Here is an 18,234-nt window from a genome sequence, read left to right as displayed (position 1 = left end):
GGGCCCTCCATGGCTAATGATGCCGCGCGTGAACTGGCGGAATTGGACAGTGCGGCGACCGAGGCATTGACGCACGGGCGCCGTCTGTATGGGGATGCGGTTATCGACGGTTTGCTGGCGGAGGCGAAGGACCGCCTTGGCATTGTCCTTGGGGAATATCCCGCATATCAGCGTGTGATGGCGCATCAACTGTTGTGGGATCGGGACGATGTGGCGGCTATCGATGCCTTGCTCAACAAACTTTACGGGTTGATGACCGCGAACCTGAGTGTGCGTGCGGGTGCGGGGCGTGCTCTGGAGGAGGATGGGTTCCTGCCGGGGCCCGGCGATGCGGGTTCGGCGCGGCCGGATGGCGTGCGCGGCACGGCGGGTGAAGCCGAGCGGGCCGATGTCGATGGCGCCGTGTCGGAGGATGAGTGGGATCAGTTGCGGACGCGGCTCGATCGGTTGCGGGTGTCGGGCGACGACGATGCGGTCGGCGGTGCAAGTGCCCACTCCGACTCGGCCGAATCGCCGAGACTGGGCGCGAGACCGGCAGGTAGCGACTCCCGGCGCCGTCTGTCCTGGCCTAGTGCTACCCGCGCGAGGCAGAGCGGTTCTCCTACGGATGGTGGTGTCGCGAGCGGCGAGGTCCGGCGTCCGGCTCATATGCCCGTCGACGGCGATATCGATGACGTGGCTTCATCGGGTGGTCCATCCGGTGCCGCGACTCCGAACTCCGCTCAGTCTCGTCGCTCCGACGCGTCTGCGGCGCTCGCCGAATCCGTCCACTCGGCCGAGGGCGTAGCGCTGTCGTCGGCGGGTTCGGAGGGACCCGAATCGGGAAGTTCCGCAGTGGGGGATGAGACCAGCGATGGCGACGATCCGGCGGATGACGGCTCTGATGGCGCATCATCCTGGTTCAGTTCGGACGGACCGGCCCCGGAGGAGTACCCCGCGGAGCTCACCGACGGCGGTGCGGACGCCGAGGGCAGCGACGTGGCATCGGGCGCGGCTGATGACGACCGCGCGGCACACGCGCGTCGGTTGGTGGATTGGTACGCTTCCTTGGCCGGAGGTTCGTCGCGGCTGGCGGATCTCATCGGTGTGCACCACCAGGAGCGAGGCTCCCGGCGATTCGGATCGCGCTGGGTGCGTGACTACGAGCAGCGACTGGAGGGCGTCGCCCGGTTGGCCTTGGAATTGGCCGACCCGGGCACGCGGCCCATTCTCGGCGATCTGCGTAATGCTCGTCGGCTGGCTGACGCGCTTCGACGGCAGTATCCGGATATCGGCAACAACGTGACGGTGGACGACTTGCGGCGGATGCTGCGGGACTTCGCGCCAGACGACGAACGCCCGGTATCTGACGAAGACGTGCGGCACCTGGCGGATCTCGCCGAACGCGTGAAAACCTCTCGGCGTCCGGTTACCTTTGACGCCTTGCGCAGCGGTTGGCGCGCTGATGCGGCGGAGCTGCAACGTCGGGGGATCGTAGCGGCGCGCAGACTCGGGGTTTGCTTTGACCGAGTGGTCGCACACAGTGTGTGGCTTCGAGCGCGGCGTCCGGATTTTCTGGGCCGAGAAGGCGCGTTGCGCGCCGTCGTCACGGCGGAGCTCACGAATCCTTGGCGTCCGTCCGATCACCGCCGGGCGGAGCGGTTGGAAGATCTCGCCATCGATGGCCAGTGGTTGCTGGAGGAGATGAGGGACGCCCGGAATGAGACCGGTGGGCCGGGTCACGACGCGCTTCGGGCGTTGCTGCGGGAGCACGGCGGCGGGCGTGCCGTAGCCCGAGCGGTGGGGGTGGATTCGGGGGACGTGCATGCCGATTGGGCGCGGTTGACGAGCCTTGCGCCGTTGGCGGCGGCCATGTTCGGTGATCGGCCGACGCTGGATCAGTTGCGACAGGCTGCCAGCGACTCCGATCGGCGTTGGCCGGGACTGAGCCGATTGCGTGCGGACTTGGAAGACTCGCTTGATCTGGACATGCGTGGCATGGACGAAGCGGGGCTAGCCGAGGTTCTGCGTGCGTTGCTTCGTCGGTGGGCGGACCAGTTCGAGCCACCCGGCCAACATCCGGTGACCGAGGGCGATTTGCACCATTTTGCGCGGTTGGTGATGTCGGAGACGCACACGGGACAGGAGGTGACGTGGGAAGGACTGCGGCACGCATGGAACCTGGAGCGCTACGCGGTGGCTCGTCGCGCTTTGAGCGCGCTGGCGGAGTTGCGGGAAGCCGATGAACACGTGACGGCGGACCTCGCGCCGTTGCCGGACTGGTACCGGCAGGATCTTCGGGCACGGGCCGCCGACATCGCGAGGGTGGTCGAGGCACCCACCAGACCCTGGCGTCCGGCGGATGCGCCGCTGGCGGATCAGCTGGAACAACTCCGCGCGCCGGCTCGAACGCTGACAGAGGAGGTCCGGGCGGCGCACGTGACCTTCGAGGCCGTCGGTCCGCTGCTGCTGGCCGATGAGCTGGTGGAGCGGTTCGGGCGTGAGGCGGTCGGGGTGGATCGGCAGGGCGAGCTCAGCAACGCTGACCGACGTCGTGTCGTCCGTCTCAGTGCGCTGGCGGCGGTACTCGCAAACGTCTTGAGTCCCGCCGATCTGCAGGCGGAACACCTGCACTACGCCCGGCAGGTGACGGGTGCGTTGGCGGAGGCTGTTTCGGAATCGGGTGATACCAGCGGGGTGGCACTGGCGCAGTTGCGCGGCGTAGTGTGGGAGGCCCTTGACCTGAGGGAAGCCGCGAGCGTGTCCAATGAGGATGTTCGATCCCTTGCGGCATGGCTGGTCACGTTGCCGCACAGGTTTGTGACGTTGCGGGATCTTGGTCCGGAGTGGATGGCGGATCGGGTCAATTCGACGCTTACCGGGTTGTGGCACAGCTACGATCGAATCGCGGCACATTTGGCCGCTCAGCCGGACGCTTACCGACCTGAACTGCGGGTGGCGATGGGTGAGGCCACGCCCTATCGGGACTTCACCGGTATTCCTTGGGCCGTGCAGGACGGTCCGCTGGTGCGGCGGTTGGAAGAGATACGGGTGCGGCTGGATTCCCTCGCGGCCGAGGTGGCATCGGAGACGACTGACCACCGGCCGCGTCTGCGGAGTACGCGGGCTGGCCGCACCCGAATGTCAGAGCTTTTCGACGGCGTCCCCAGAGTGCCGAACAACTCTCCCGTGCGGGATATCGCCGATGATCTGGCGGACCGGACCGGTGCTGGGGGCGGTTCCGGCGTCGCTGCGCAAGATGATGCGGTCGATCTACACGGTCTCGCCGGCGCTTTCCTGAGCGTGGTGCGGCAGGAGCCGCGTGCGATCCCCGCGGGGTTGTTCGTGCGGTCGGGGCTTTCTGATGACGATCTCCTCTATGCCGCCGCGCGGCGAATTCCGCACCGGAGCGGGCGGCTCGTGGTGGTGGCGCGTGGCGATCACCGTGGTGGTGTGGTGTCCGATGGCAGGTCGGTGAACCCGCGGGTCTTGGCCGGCCTGATTCGACGGTCCCCAGGCTGGAAGGCGGATCGCGGGGCGTCGATCTGGTTGTTCAGTTGCGCGGTGTCGGCGGATTTCGCCCAAGAATTGGGGGAATTGCTGCGGGTTCGGGTGCGTCACGGGGAGAACGGGCTGACCTGGATCGGCCCGGGTACCGGCGGTGCCGCGGCGTTGGTGACCGCTGCCGCCGTCGTGGATGGCCGCTTGGTGCCGGTGATGCCGCCGACCGGGCGTTGGGTGGAGCGATTGCCCGGCGCGGATCAACCGGTGGTGCATGAGGCGTATGCGTTCGCGCTCCGGCAGGCAACGCCAGCTGGTTTGGGGCTGGCGACTCCGATGCATTTGCGCGCGCCGCGGCCGGAACCATCGTTGCCCGCAGGCGATTTCGACGATGATCGTCCGGTGCAGGAACGGGTTTTGGACGAGGTGGCGTTGACCACCCGGAGGGGAGCGGAGACCCTGCGTCACCTGGCTGATCCGCTCCTCGGCGATGGACTGGTGGAACGGCTTGCGCGAGGCTTCGCCCAGGACGGCGGTGACGGCTGGGAGGAATTGGCGCGGGCGGTCGGGTTGGGCGGCGATGACGGTTTACCGGACGATTTCCGGCAGACCCTGGTGAACGTGGCGGAACTGGCGCTGCTGACAACGGATGTGGGCGCCGACGGCCGGCGGTCGACGCCGGATGTGCCGCAGTTGCAACGGGTGCGGACCCTGATCGAGGCTGGATTCACCGGCGATCGCGACGGTGCTGACTTCTACCGGCGGACGGTCGGTGACGTTCGGCGTCTGCTTGCCGACCTGCCGGACCCGGGATTCAACACCCGGACGGGGCCACGGTCCTACGAAGAGGTGTCAGACGGCGAGGTTCGAGGCATCGTGCGGCTGATGGACTCGGTCATCGCCTTGGGCGGTTACCGTTCCGTCGTTGCTGAGATCGGCGCGGAATGGGTGGGCGGCGGCCGACTGCTCCCGGTCATGCGGCTGGCGCAGCAGTTGCATCCGGAAGGGCCTGACCTGGGGCAGGTGCGGGATTTGGCGTGGCTGGCTCACCAAATCGACAACCAGCATTCCCGCGTTGGGATGACGCAGCTGCGCCGCGTGATCCGGGACATCAACGGCTCGACCATCGTGTCTGCGGACAGTGTGGGTTACCTGGTGCGGTTGGTGGGGGAGACTCGGCGGTCGCGTGGTCTGGACTCCCTGACGCTGCACGATTTACGCGGCATTTGGGCGGTTGCGAGGCGTTGGGACGTGGCGGCTCACTGCCTGGAGGACATCACCGCGGACTCGAACCTCCAACAATTCAGCAGCCGCGCTCAGCGACTGCGGAGTGCGCTGCTGGAAACCAGATCCGCCGTGATCGGGGGGTCGGGCCCGGAAGCATCGCAACCGCTCGCGCGAATCGAAGCCGAGGTGTCGCGGCTGCAAGCGGAGATCGAGGAGCACGAGTGGGACGACCACCAGGACCTGGACGGCTGGTGGGAGCAAGGCTTGGAACAGGACCGGTGGTCCGACGAAGAGACGCGCGACGACGCGTTGCTGACCCAAGAAGAAGCGGATTCCGCTTCGCTAGGCTCATCACCGCTTCTCGGCCGCCAACGGCACGGCCGCGGCTGACGACCCGGGCGCTCCTCGGACCCGCAAGGCGCTCAGGCGCCGCGATGCCCCAATCTTAGGCAAAAAAGCCAAGCCAAAACGTTCTCAACCCCCGACACAATGGTCAGCGGTCGAAGCGGCCAGCCTGCACGGCGCCGATGAACGCGACCACGTCCACTTTCAGCGTCGGGCCATCCGGGTCTTTAGAGTCCCGAAGCTGATCTAACGTACTGGTCAGTTCGACGCAGTCTCCGTTAGGATTGCTGTAACTGCTTTTACGCCAACGTCGCCTGATCACCTGGTTTACTCCATTCATCTTCAATAATTTGTGTGATAAACCGTTTCGAATGGGCAGGACTTAGAGCATGCCGATTGATCATTTCGACTGTGGTTCGATACGCCTCGATGTCGTCGGAGTTTGTAACGAATGCGCCGGAACTGTAAGGGTGCCCCCGGTATGCCGTACGGGGGGCACCCTTGCGTCACTGATCGAAACGACCAGTCTTCACGGCACGAACGAAAGTGGCGACGTCTCCCCTCAGTGCTGGACCGTGCGGATCTTTGGAGTCCCGGATATGGTCAAGGGTGACTGCTAATTCGATACAATTACCGTTTACGTTGCTGTATGTGCTCTTAATCCAATATTTCCGGTCCATCTTTCTGATGCTCCTTAACTATAGCTTCCGCTATCAGCTCAATTGACTCATTCGGACTCAGTGCGTATTCGCCAATCATGTCAAGTGCCTTGCGGTACGCGCCGATATCGTCGGAATCAGTAACGAACGCGGCCGAACTATAGTGTTCGAAGTGCACGAAAGGCGGCGCGTCTGAGTACGGGCAGCATCACCCGTTTAGAGCAGTTGCGATGTCATTTCAACATCACCCAATCTTTTGCTTGGACTGATCAACCGTTACTGCAAAAGCGTACTTGGCGGGTCAACGCTCACCTGGGAGGCATCATGTTTTGCCACGACATCGTTGCTGGCGCACCGAAGGGACCGCCCAAACGGGCGCACGAGAGTAGCGACGTCCGATGCTTCCGGTACAAGGCGGGCGTCGTCGGAGAGTCGCTGCGTGTTCTGCACTACCAGCTATCGGCCGATGAGCACACGATCACGTCGCTGTGCCAACAGACCTTCAGGCGCAGTCAGATGGACGAGTGCTCGGAGGGCACCGGGGCCCCGTGCGAGGCATGCGTGTTGCGTGCCATCCGAAACGTCGATCAGGTCGCAGACATAGGCGCTTCCAAAGTGGACAATCAAGCCGAGTTGGTGCCGTGTCACCCATCAGCGGCCATCCGGCCTACTCGGCTCAGTCACACCTGACGTTCGTGCTCCAAAAGGCTGAGCAAGCGATCAGGTCAGTCCGCAACAAACTCGACCACAGTCCTTGCGCGGTAACAGAGCTGCACGAACTTGCCGCAGGTCTTGATGAAGTCGTGCGCGGTATCAGGGGCTACCTGGACCTCATGAAGTCCACGGGAGGCACGCAGTGAACGAAGCAGGTTCAAGGCTGGACCTCACTCCAGGCGAACGAGACGAACGCGACGGGAGGTTTCCCCATGAACATTGGGTCGTGCCTCTCCGCCGCAGAGATCACCGACATGTTCGAGCCCATTCCGTGTGCTGACTGCTTGAAGGGTCTCCACCGTTGGTCGGCCGTGCAAGCCGAGACGTATGCCGCAGTTCTCACACGGTGGCATTGCGCCTGCTCTGACTGCTACTGCGATGTCAGGAAAGTCAAGGTGGGCCTGAAAGAGCGTTCTCGTCGATGGCGGCTCCTCCGCCGTGTCCAACGCGGATTGGAGCGGCTCTAGACGCGGGCCGGTGCCGGGCACTCAGTTACCGGTGCCCCCCGACCTGGCACCGGCCCGTTCGCAACACCTCTCGCGTGGCCGATTGATCAGACCTGCGCTCTCGTAAGCCTCTGGATCGGCCAGGGTGCAGGTTTCAGCCCTGGCAATCACGTGCGGTGAGGGGAGGTGTTCAACTTCCGTGCCGACCCGAGGAGTAACATTCATGTTTCCTCCGCCACCCGGTGTCATGATCTGCCCCTGAGAAAAACCGTTGTACCAGCGCGTTCCGAGAACCGGCGGAGCCCCTACCGCAGCTGCGGGGCATCGGCAGGCAGATCGAACCAGCACAGATCTCCCATTTCAGGCTCGGTGCCGTTGGCGATCAGGTCGGCCACTTCTTGTTCAATGCGCTTGGCCGATTCGTCGGGACCGGTCGGCCAGGGTGTGAAGCCCTCCGCTTCCGTGAGGGTTCCTGGGAACACGGCGCGGTCCTTGACGAGTTGGGCCGCGGCTTCTCCGGCTTTTCTTAGCAGGTCGTCTGCCGAGCCTGTGATGTCGCGAATCATGGTCTTGAGTTCGGAGAAATAAACCCAGTCATCTTCGATCGCGTCGATAAGTTCTTTTCGTAGTTCCTCGATCACTGCGAAGTCCATTCTTCCCTGTTGATATGCACTTTAACTTTGTTTTCGTCTGGCGTCTTTATCTCGATTGTGGTTCGGTCGAGGTTCTTGATTTTAGTGGTGGTGAGTATCCGGCAGTTGGATTGCTGGGCTGGCTCGTGGGCCACTCCGCGGCTCTGACCTGCGGAGGGTTTCTCGGCTTGAAGGCGGGCGCGGGCGGGCACATCGTGGGGCGTATCCAGGCAAGCCGCTTTCACTCTTGGCGGCTGGGTCTCATACTAGTGTGGGCGATGGTGTCGTGAGAGTTGGGCGGTGGACGGGGCGTGATCGACCTCTTCGAGAGGGCTCACGCTTGGTTTCGTAACACCGACGGGGACCGTGTGATGCGCAGGGATGAGAACCCTGTTCTCGTGATCGAGCGATCGGTGTGTTGCGGTTGTCTGCTGCTCGCAGGGTGATTCCGGCTGCGCGTCCCGACTGTCGTGGGAAATCGCTGCTGACGAACTTGCGTGGAAGTTTGCCTGGTCAGGTGGTCAGCCGATGGCGGTCCGAGTCCACCACCCGGTGTGCTGAGGTGTGTAGGACACGTGGTTTTGTCATGGGCTCGTTGATGACGCTGGTGTGCGGGTTGGCTGGAGTCGTTCGGCCGCTGATCTTGGGTGTGTCACCGCGTTGGTGGGGTGCGGCGCGGGCGGCAGTGCGTGGGGTGGTTGGGTGGTTCATAAGTTTGCTGGGTTCCGACGTTTTCTGAGTGGGTGGTGTGGGTGTCGATTGTGGTGCCGGAGGAGGTGAGGCGGCTTTTTCAGGTGTTGACGGGTGAGGATATGACGGATGCGGATGAGGATGCGTTGTTCGTGGTGGCGGAGCGGTTGGAGTCGGGTGCGGCGACGGTGGAGACGTTAGGAGCTGTCGTGGGGGATGTGAAGGGTCGGGTGCGGGGTGGGTTTTCGGGGAAGGCGGCGGATCGGTTTGCGGAGCGGTTGGCGGGGTTTGTTCCGGTTTTGGAGGCGGGTGGTGTGGGGTTGCGGGAGTTGGCGGGGTTTGTTCGGAATTTGGCGTTGCAGGTGCAGTATTTGAAGTTTGTGACGGTGGGTGGGTTGTTGTTGCTGTTGGGGGAGGTGGCGTGGGCGGTGTCGATGGCGGGGTTGACGGCGGGGGCGAGTATGGCGTGGCTGGCGGCGCGGTTTGCGGTGATGCGGTTCCTGTTATCGCGGTGGTGGGGGCAGTTGTTCGTGCGGTTGGCGGTGGCTCAGGTGGTGGGGATCGGGTTGCAGGTGGCGGTGGAGATGGGGGCGCAGGGTGCGCAGTTCGCGTTGGGAACGCGGAAGAAGTGGGATGGGCAGTTGACGACGATGGCGGTGGGGGTGGGCTCGTTCAGTGCGTTGCTGGCGGTGCCGCTGTCGGCCTTGGGCAATGTGGTGGCCAACGCGATCACCAAGGTTCTAGTGCGTGGTTTGGGTGATGAGATCGATGCTGAGGTGTTGGCGGCGGCGGCGAAAAATGCTGTGGAGGAGCATGCGGATCAGTATCCGTTGTCGTCGATGGCGCGCTTTGCTGATGTGGTGTCGAAGAGCTTGGACGATTTCACGGGGATGTCGGTGCGGGCGATGTGGGCGGCCCGATTCGGTCACTGGCTAGGGGAGTCGCTGGAAGAGGGCTTGACCGAGATGTTCGGCGAGGCGGGGTATGGGGCGCTGAGTGGTCAGGGGGCGCAGTGGAATCCCTTCTCTTTCACCGCAGGGGTGTCGGAGTCGGTGGCCTCTGGCGCGGGGAGATTAACGGGTCTGGTGTTGCGGGGCCAGCTGATACCGCCGGGCACCCGCTATCGCGACCAGTCCGCCAGTGATGAAATGACTCTTTTGGTGGATGAGGATTCCGAGCTGAAAACCGTTGACGGGAACGGGTTCTCGGCTGCCGATGGTGTGTCTGGTGTGGGCTCTGTTCTCTCTGGTCCGGATTCGGTGGTTTCTCGTGTGGTTCAGGGCGGTTGGTCCGGTGGTTCTCGTGTTCGCGCGGTTGGGATGGCGGGTGGTAAGACCGGGGCGGCTGGAGACGTGGGCGGGGTGCCGGATGGCGAAAACGGGTCAGTCGAAGGCAAAAGCGAGAGGGCTGGAGGCGAGGGTGTGGTGCTGGGTGGGGAAGGCGAGGCTGCTGCGGGCAAGAATCTGGTGCGGGGTGGGGCAGGCGGAACGGCTGCGGGCAAGGATGGGGTGCCGGCCGCGGCAATGTCGCGTCCGGGTGTTGAGCTGGCAGATGGTTCGGGGAGCGAGCACCGGGACGGCTCCGGGGTGACGGGTGTCTCCATCGCGGCTATTGCCGGTCATCCGGCGCAGGGGGGCGTGGCGTCGGATTCTGGGGAACCGTCGCATGGTGCGGACGTGACTGGTCACCGGGACGTCCAGGACGAGTCGACGGCCGCCGATGCAACGGTGCACGGTGGTCTTCGAGTGGCCGAGGAAGACAAGACCGCGATCAGGGAGACATCCAAGGACTTCCTGCTGGCACGAAGGTTTGGGACCGTTGGCGCGGGGGTGATGCCGGGTGAAGACTTGCACGGTACACCGCCGCCGGCGTACTCGACCGCAACGCCTTATGCCGAGCTAGTCCGACCGGCTACACCACCACCGGCGTATTCGCCTGCGATGGCAGACGTTGAGCAGGTCGGGCACAGTACACCGCCACCGGCGTACGCGACCGAGAGTACGGATGGGCAGATCGGTGAGGGTACACCGCCGGTGGTCACTGCGGCTTCTCGCGACAGTCAAGGCGTCGCTCAATTGTCTGGTGTGGACAGTCTTGGTGCGTTCGTGGACCGCGCGCAACGAAATGAGCTTGCGCCAGCTGTGCGGGGCACCTTTGCCAGCACATCTCCCGCTGCTGGTGCATCGCCGGACCTCGCGTCCTCCGCGCCCAGCCATCCGCGCGGTCAGGTGAATCCGGACGGCATTCCGTTTGTGGGGAGGGAGCCGTGGGGCGCTCAAACGAGCGACCAATACGTGCCTCCTGGTGAGGCTTCCAGGCCGCAGGTGAGTGCGCCGGTTGTTGATTCGTCGGCGAGCGAGCCATCGGCGGCGTCTTCTGCGGCTTCTGGCGTGACCTCGGATTCCGCCTTGCCGACGAGCGGTCCCTCGACGACCATTGAGATTCCGCACCCTGTGGAAACAGACGGCCAGCCGCCTCTGGGGCGGGAGTCGTCGCGAGGCGAAACGATCGGCCACAGTGGATCTTCCGGTGTTGATGTGGCGGCCGGGTACGGGGATTCGCCTCGGCCGGGCGGTGCCGTGGCGGAGGCGTTGGATTCGTTGAAGTTGCCCTCGGATGCGGTGCGGGTGCAGGTTCCTCCGGGGGTGATTTCCGGTGGCGGGGTCGCGGATTTCCTGCGAAGTCGGGTGGCGGAATCGGCTGGGGGTCCGGTGGTTGTGGCGTCCGGAGATGGGTCGGGCTCTGGTGTGGTGGTGTTGTCGGGGCAGGCGTCTGGTGTGGCGCGGGATTTGGGTCGCGACGTTGTTGCGTTGGTGCCGGTGCGTGGTCGTGGTCTTCGGTGGATGCGGTTCGCTGCGGATGGGTCGCGTCCTCGGCCGGTGGACAGGTGGGGGCGGATCGAGGCACCGGAGCGTGTTGTCGAGGGGGGCGCGGGCCCAGGTGGCCCGGTCTCGGCGGAAGTGGCGGCGCGGGAGCTGCCGGATGCGGAGCCGGTGTCGGTGGTGGACACGGCTGTGGCCGAGGGAGGTGCGGCGGGGACGACCGTGCCGGTGAGTGTGGCGCAGTGGTCGGTGCGGGATTTGCGGCGGGAGGTCGACCGGGCGCGGGCGGTTGCTGGGCCGCGTGACCCGGCGTCGTTGCTGGTGCAGCACACGCATGATGTCACGAAACTGGCCGGTCACAAGATTGTTTCGGTTGCCGAGGTGGTCGAGCTGGTGGCGGCGAGGCGGCTGGCACACGGCTCTGTTCAGGCATACCAGTTCTCCCGGGAATTGGCGGCCTGGCTTGGTACGGAGGGCGACTCGCTGGCCGTGCACGCCGCGGCGGGGTCGGATTCACCGGATGGTGCCGAGAATTCCTATGCGGGCATAACTGATTCGCTGGCGCCTGGCGAGATGATGCATGGCTTGGTGAAGTTTGATCCGTTGGCGTCTGAGCCGGGCCGCGCTTTGCTGGAGTGGGCTGAATCGGCCGACGATCTCGGCTCGTGGTGGGCCGATCAGCCCGGGGTTGGGCAGACGTTTGGCTTTGGGGGACATGAGCTTCCGGACGGTCAACCCGATGATCTGCCCGAAGCGGACGTGCCGACCGGGGGTGCGGCGGGCGCGGGCGCGGATGGCGTTGCGGCTGAGTGGTTTGCGGATGATTCGGATGGGTTGTCGTCGTCTGCTGGGGATGTGAGTGGGTCGGCTGCGGTGGTCGAAAGTAGTGGGCGCAAGCGGAGTCGGGTTGCTGACTCGGGTGATGACGATGCGGAGTCCGGTACGCCCCGGGCTGATGTGATGAAGCGCAGGCGGAGGGTGGATTTGGAGCCGGTGTGGGCGGAGGTGCGTCGTGCTGGCGAGGAGGGTGAGCCCCACACCGCCGCGACGTTGGCGGAGGTGTTCGGGAAGAGTAAGTCGTGGGGTCACTGGCGGCTCAAGGAATTCAGGAAGCGGGAAGGGGGAGAGCGCCGGGTGGATGTGGCGAAGCGGAAGCGGGAGGTGGAGCTGGAGCCGGTGTGGGCGGAGGTGCGTCGTGCTGGCGAGGCGGGTGAGCCGCACACAGGTCGGTCGTTGGCGGCAGCGTTCGGCAAGAGCGCGGGATGGGGCACCAAGTCGCTTGGGGTGTTCAGGGAGCAGGAAGGGGGAGAGGGCCGGGCGACTGCGGCGAAGCGGAAACGGGAGGTGGAGCTGGAGCCGGTGTGGGCGGAGCTGCGTCGCGCCGAAGACGCGGGTGAGCCGCACACCGCCGCGACGTTGGCGGAAGTGTTCGAGAGGAACAAGGCGTGGGGTTATGCGCGGCTTGCGGAGTTCAGGAGGACGGTGGGCGTTATGACCCGGGCGCGGGATGTGGAGTTGGAGAAGGTGTGGGCCGAGGTGCGTCGCGCTGAGGAGGCGGGTGAGCCCCAGACCGGCCAGTCATTGGGGAAGAAGTTCGGAAAGGCTAAGTCGTGGGGCTGTATGCGGCTCGCGGAGTTCAGGAGGATGGAGAGTGCTGGTTCAGCCCTAGAGACGGCGGGGTCTGGGGAGGAGGTGCCGGCGGAGGGTGTGGATGTGGTTGAGGCTGAGCGGTTGGGGTTGGTTTCGGAGTTGGTGGGGTTGGTGGGTTCGTTGCGGGGGTTGTTGGTTGGTGCGCCGGAGGGGTATCGGCCTGGGTTGCGTGCGCGGGTTGAGGATTGGTGGGCGCGGTTGGAACGGGGTGAGTTGGAGGGTGTGGATGTGGTGGGCTTGCGTAGTCGGGTGGCGCAGGCTGCGGTGTTGGTGGAGCGGGTGCGGGCCGAGCGGCCGGGGCGGCATGTGGGTGGGAGTGCGGTCGGGGGTGAGCCGAGCGCAGGGGTGGATGCGGTTGAGTGGTCCGGGGCGGCTTCCGAGCTGTCCTCGGCGGATGTGGCTGTGGCTGGGTCGAGTGTCCAGGGGGAGCCTGCGAGGGGGGCGTTGGGTTGGCGTGATGTTGCGGTGGGGATTGTGGGGGGGACGCATGATGTGGTGCGGCTGGCGCGTGCGGGGTCTTTGGATGGGGTGGTGGACCGGGTTGCGGAGCGGGTTCGTGATTTCGGTCGTGTTGAGGCGTTGCGGTTTTCGCGGGAGTTGGCGGTCACGTTGGGTTCGCAGGGTTCGGGGTTGGCTATTCGCGCCGGAGCGGGGCCGGAGTCACCGGAAGGTGCCGAGAATTCCCCTGCTGGCATTGTTGATTCGCAGGAAGCTGCCGATGAGCAGGTGGGCGGTCTGGTGGAGGTTGATCCGTTGGAGTCTTGGCTGGAGCGTGCCTTGCTGGAATGGGCTGAGTCGGCGGTCGGTATGGGGTCGTGGTTGGGGGAATCGTCGAATGTTGGGCAGCCGTCGGGTTTTGGGTGGGATGAGTTTCCGGCTGGTCGAACGGATGATGTGCTGGCGGCGGACCTTCCGGTGACGGGCGCGGATGTGGTTGCGGCTGAATGGTTTGGGGATGATTCGGGTGGGTTGTCTTCGGTTGGGGGTGTGGGTGGTTCTGGGGTGGATGGCCGTAGTGGGGGCAAGCGGGCTCATGTTGATGGCTCGGGTGATGAGGGTGCCGAGTCGGGGAGGCCGTCCCGTCGTCGTGCGCGTCGGGCGGATGTGGCGAGGCGGGAGGCGGTGTTGGAGGAGGTGTGGGCGGAGTTGCGTCGTGCTGATGAGGAGAGTGAGTCGCACACCGGTGTGTCGTTGGGGACGGCGTTCGGGAAGGGCGCGGCCTCGGGTAGGCAACGGCTTGCGGAGTTCAGGGAGCGGGAGGGGGATGTGAGTCCGGCGGATCCGGCGAAGCGGCAGCGGGAGGCGGCCTGGGCGGAGGTGCGCCGCGCCGACGAGGCGGGTGAGCCCCACACCGGTGAGTCGCTGGCGAAAGCGTTCAGGAAGAGCGGGTCTTGGGGTTCGCGGCGGCTTGCGGAGCTTAGGGAACGGGAGCGGGTTATGAGTCGACCGGAGTTGGCGAGGCGGGAGCGGGAGGCGGAGTTGGAGCGGGTGTGGGCGGAGTTGCGTCGTGCTGATGAGGCGGGTGAGTCGCACACCGGTGTGTCGTTGGGGACGGCGTTCGGGAAGGGCGCGGCGTGGGGTAGGCAGCGGCTTTCGGTGTTCAGGGAGCAGGAGGGGGGTGTGAGTCGGGCGGATGTGGCGAGGCGGGAGCGGGAGGCGGCGTTGGCGGAGGTGCGCCGTGCTGATGAGGCCGGCGAGCCCCACACCGGTGAGTCGCTGGGGAAGAAGTTCGGGAAGGGGGTGAGGTGGGGTTGCGCGCGGCTTAAGGAGTTCAGCGTGAACGAGGGGATGACGAGCCGGGGTGATGTGCTGAGGCGGGAGCGGAAGGCGGCGTTGGCGGAGTTGCGTCGTGCTGATGAGGCCGGCGAGCCTCACAGCGCTGCGTCATTGGGGAAGAAGTTCGGGAAGAGTGCGTCGTGGGGTTATGAGCGGCTTGCGGAGTTGGGGAAGAGTGAGGGGGTTGTGAGTCCGGCGGATACGGCCAAGCCGCAACGGGCGCGGGTGCAGGCGGAGGTGGTGTGGGAGGAGGTGCGTCGTGCTCGTGACGCAGGTCAGCCCCACACCGACGTGTCGTTGGCGGAGAAGTTCGGAAAGAGTAAGTCGTGGGGCTATACGCGGCTTGCGGCGTTCAGAGCGGCCGAGGAGGACCTGAGTCGTACGGATGCGACGAAGCGGGAAGTGGGGTTGGAGGCGGTGTGGGCGGAGGTGCGTCGTGCTCGTGATGCGGGTGAGCCCCACACGGGCGTGTCGTTGGCGGAGAAGTTCGGCAAGAGTGGGACGTGGGGCAGTAGGCAGCTTCTGAGCTTCCAGGTGAGCGAAGGGGATGTGAATCGCACGAACGCGGCGGAGCGGGTGGTGGAGTCGGAGGAGGTGTGGGCGGAGGTGCGTCGTGCTGACGAGGCGGGTGAGCCCCACTCCGGTGCGTCGTTGGGGAAGAAGTTCGGAAAGGGTAAGTGGTGGGGTCATGCGCGGCTTAAGGAGTTCAGGGCGATGGAGGGGGGCGCGAGTCGGGCCGAGGTGGCGCAGCGGGAGGTCGAGGAAGTGTGGGCGGAACTGCGCCGTGCTCGTGATGCGGGTGAGTCCCACTCCGGTGCGTCGTTGGGGAGGGTGTTCGGAAAGAGCAGGTCTTGGGGTACGCAGCGGCTTGCGGAGTTCAGGTCGCATGAGGGCGGTGGTTCAACTCCGGAGGCGTTGGGGTTTGGGAGTGGTATGCAGGCCGGAGGCGTGTTGGCAGCGGATGTGGTTGCGGATGAGCGGTCTGGGATGCCTTCTGAGTTGTCCGGGGCAGATCCAGCCGTGGCTGAGTCGAGTGCTCAGGGGGAGGTCGGGAGGGGGGCGTTGGGTTGGCGTGACGTTGCGGTGGGGATTGTGCGGGGAACGCATGATGTAGTGCGGCTGGCGCGTGAGGGTGCGTTGGATGGGGTGGTGGAGCGGGTTGGGGAGAGGGTTCGCGAGTTCGGTCGTGCTGAGGCGTTGCGGTTTTCGCGGGAGTTGGCGGTCACGTTGGGTTCGAAGGGTTCGGGGTTGGCTATTCGCGCCGGAGCGGGGTCGCCGGATGGTGTCGAGAATTCTCCGTCGGGCGTTGCGGATTCGCGGTCGGCTGTTGATTCGGTGGGCGGTCTGGTGGAGGTTGATCCGTTCGAGTCTGGACTGGAGCGTGCCTTGCTGGAATGGGCTGAGTCGGCGGTCGGTATGGGGTCGTGGTTGGGGGAATCGTCGAATGTTGGGCAGCCGTCGGGTTTTGGGTGGGAGGAGTTTCCGGCTGGTCGAACGGATGATGTGCTGGCGGCGGGCCTTCCGGTGACGGGCGCGGATGTGGCTGCGGCTGAAGGGTTTGCGGACGATCTGGGTGGCTTGTCTTTCGTTGGCGATCCGGAGGCGTGGTCTTTTGACTCGTTGAGCGCCGGGCAGTCGTTGGGTCTTGGGTGGGATGAGGTTCGGGACGGTCGCGGGGATGATGTGCTAGCGGGGGGTTTGTCGGGGGCGGATGCGGATGTGGTTGTGGCTGAAGGATTTGGGGATGATTCGGGTGGGTTGTCTTCGGTTGGGGGTGTGGGTGGTTCTGGGGTGGATGGCCGTAGTGGGGGCAAGCGGGCGCGTGTTGATGGCTCGGGTGATGAGGGCGCTGAGTCTGGGAGGCCGTCCCGTCGTCGTGGTCGGGTGGATGTGGCGAGGCAGGAGGCGGTGTTGGAGCAGGTGCCGGCGGAGCTGCGTCGTGCTGATGAGGCCGGTGAGCCACACACCGGTGAGTCGTTGGGGGCCAAGTTCGGTATGAGCGCGGCCTGGGGTGCGCTGCGGCTTGCGGAGTTCAGGGAGAGCGAGGGGGGTGTGAGTCGGTCGGAGTCGGCGAGGCTGGAGTGGGAGGCGGCTTGGGCGGAGGTGCGCCGTGCTGATGAGGCCGGTGAGCCCCACAGCGGTGTGTCGTTGGCGGAGGCGTTCGGGAAGAGCTGGTCTTGGGGTTTGCGCCGGCTTGCGGAGTTCAGGGAGCGGGAGGGGGGTGTGGGTCGGGCGGAGTTGGCGAGGCGGGAGCGGGAGGCGGAGTTGGAGCGGGTGTGGGCGGAGTTGCGTCGTGCTGATGAGGCCGGTGAGCCCCACAGCGGTGTGTCGTTGGCGGAGGCGTTCGGGAAGAGCTGGTCTTGGGGTTTGCGCCGGCTTGCGGAGTTCAGGGAGCGGGAGGGGGGTGTGGGTCGGGCGGAGTTGGCGAGGCGGGAGCGGGAGGCGGAGTTGGAGCGGGTGTGGGCGGAGTTGCGTCGTGCTGATGAGGCCGGTGAGCCACACACCGGTGAGTCGTTGGGGAAGAAGTTCGGGAAGAGTCTGGCGTGGGGTTGCGTGCGGCTTAAGGAGTTCAGGGAGCGGGAGGGGGGTGTGAGTCGGGCGGAGTCGGCGAGGCGGGAGCGGGAGGAGGCTTGGGAGGAGGTGCGCCGTGCTGATGAGGCCGGTGAGCCACACACCGGTGTGTCGTTGGCGGAGGTGTTCGGGAAGGGCGCGTCGTGGGGTGTTGCGCGGCTTGCGGAGTTCAGGGAGCGGGAGGGGGGTGTGAGTCGGGCGGAGTCGGCGAGGCAGGAGCGGGAGGAGGCATGGGTAGAGGTGCGCCGTGCTGATGAGGCCGGTGAGCCACACACAGGTGAGTCGTTGGGGAAGAAGTTCGGGAAGAGTGCGTCGTGGGGTCAGGAACTGCTTGCGGAGTTGGGGAAGAACGAGGGGGTTGTGAGTCGGGCAGATGCGGCCAAGCCGAAACGCGAGCGGGCGCGGGCAGAGGTGGTGTGGGAGGAGATGCGTCGTGCTCGTGATGCGGGTGAACCTCACACCGACTTGTCGTTGGGGGCGAAGTTCGGAAAAAGTAGGTCGTGGGGCTATATGCAGCTTTTGGCGTTCAGGGCGGCTGAGGGGGATGTGAGTCGGGCGGATGCGGCGGGGCGGGATGAGGTGTGGGCGGAGGTGCGTCGCGCTGACGAGGCGGGTGAGCCCCACACCAGTCTGTCGTTGGGGAAGAAGTTCGGAAAAAGTAGGTCGTGGGGTCTTGCGCGGCTTAAGGAGTTCAGCGCGATGGATGGGGGCGCGAGTCGGGCCGAGGGGGCGCAGCGGGAGGTGGAGTTGGAGGAGGTGTGGGCGGAGGTGCGTCGCGCTGACGAGGCCGGTGAGCCCCACACCGGTGCGTCGTTGGGGAAGAAGTTCGCAAAGGGTAAGACGTGGGGTCGTATGCGGCTTAAGGAGTTCAGGGCGATGGATGGGGGCGTGAGTCGGGCCGAGGTGGCGCAGCGGGAGGTGGAGGAAGTGTGGGCGGAACTGCGCCGTGCTCGTGATGCGGGTGAGTCCCATTCTGGTGCGTCGTTGGGGAAGAAGTTCGGAAAGGGTAAGTCGTGGGGTGGTGCGCGGCTTAGGGAGTTCAGGTCGCGTGAGGGCGGTGGTTCAACTCCGGAGGCGTCGGCGTTTGAGAGCGCAGCTGGCTTTCGCTGATCTTGGCGATGAGCGCGTTCTTGGTGTCGCGGATTGCCTTGCAGTTCCTACGGTGCGGCGCTTCCCCACATCGCGGTGGCTTGGGGAAGCGCCGCAGCTCCTTGTTGGACGG

At 65.5% G+C, this 18,234-nt stretch carries 5 protein-coding genes and 2 pseudogenes; 2 read left to right on the top strand and 5 right to left on the bottom strand.

Translation table 11 applies throughout. The features are described 5' to 3' along the window. The first annotated feature begins 177 nt into the window (after positions 1-177). On the top strand, positions 178-5,097 hold the full coding sequence (locus BJ970_RS35325) for a DUF8616 domain-containing protein (RefSeq protein WP_184732268.1): 4,920 nt from the start codon (positions 178-180) through the stop codon (positions 5,095-5,097). Positions 5,098-5,200: 103 nt separating this feature from the next. Here the strand turns inward: BJ970_RS35325 and BJ970_RS35320 are convergent, their stop codons facing one another. The 5 genes and pseudogenes from BJ970_RS35320 to BJ970_RS35310 form a co-directional block, all read right to left on the bottom strand. After that, entirely contained in the window at positions 5,201-5,392 is a 192-nt protein-coding gene (locus tag BJ970_RS35320; RefSeq protein WP_221468398.1) for a DUF397 domain-containing protein, read from the bottom strand. Next, positions 5,352-5,537, bottom strand: a pseudogene (locus BJ970_RS37440) (transcriptional regulator); the annotation flags it as partial. The pseudogene BJ970_RS37440 and the gene BJ970_RS35320, both read right to left, overlap by 41 nt. A gap of 21 nt (positions 5,538-5,558) precedes the next feature. Beyond that, entirely contained in the window at positions 5,559-5,732 is a 174-nt protein-coding gene (locus BJ970_RS35315; RefSeq protein WP_184732264.1) for a DUF397 domain-containing protein, read from the bottom strand. Then, positions 5,710-5,898: pseudogene (locus BJ970_RS37435) on the bottom strand (Scr1 family TA system antitoxin-like transcriptional regulator); the annotation flags it as partial. The gene BJ970_RS35315 and the pseudogene BJ970_RS37435, both read right to left, overlap by 23 nt. A 1,278-nt stretch (positions 5,899-7,176) precedes the next feature. Further along, entirely contained in the window at positions 7,177-7,524 is a 348-nt protein-coding gene (locus BJ970_RS35310) for a hypothetical protein (protein ID WP_221468397.1), read from the bottom strand. A 731-nt stretch (positions 7,525-8,255) separates the two neighbouring features. Here BJ970_RS35310 and BJ970_RS35305 point away from each other — a divergent pair. Then, positions 8,256-18,122, top strand: a complete 9,867-nt coding sequence (locus tag BJ970_RS35305; RefSeq protein ID WP_184732263.1) for a WXG100-like domain-containing protein — start codon at positions 8,256-8,258, stop codon at positions 18,120-18,122. The last annotated feature ends 112 nt before the right edge of the window (positions 18,123-18,234 follow it).

The organism is Saccharopolyspora phatthalungensis (genome assembly GCF_014203395.1).
Taxonomy (GTDB): Bacteria; Actinomycetota; Actinomycetes; order Mycobacteriales; family Pseudonocardiaceae; genus Saccharopolyspora; species Saccharopolyspora phatthalungensis.
This window is presented reverse-complemented; position numbering and strand designations above follow the sequence as displayed.

Bases quoted from the DNA above. Each gene is read 5' to 3' on its own strand.
- BJ970_RS35325 (WP_184732268.1), top strand. From the start codon at position 178: ATGGCGCATCAACTGTTGTGGGATCGGGACGATGTGGCGGCTATCGAT.
- BJ970_RS35320 (WP_221468398.1), bottom strand. From the start codon at position 5,392: ATGAATGGAGTAAACCAGGTGATCAGGCGACGTTGGCGTAAAAGCAGT.
- BJ970_RS35315 (WP_184732264.1), bottom strand. From the start codon at position 5,732: ATGGACCGGAAATATTGGATTAAGAGCACATACAGCAACGTAAACGGT.
- BJ970_RS35310 (WP_221468397.1), bottom strand. From the start codon at position 7,524: ATGGACTTCGCAGTGATCGAGGAACTACGAAAAGAACTTATCGACGCG.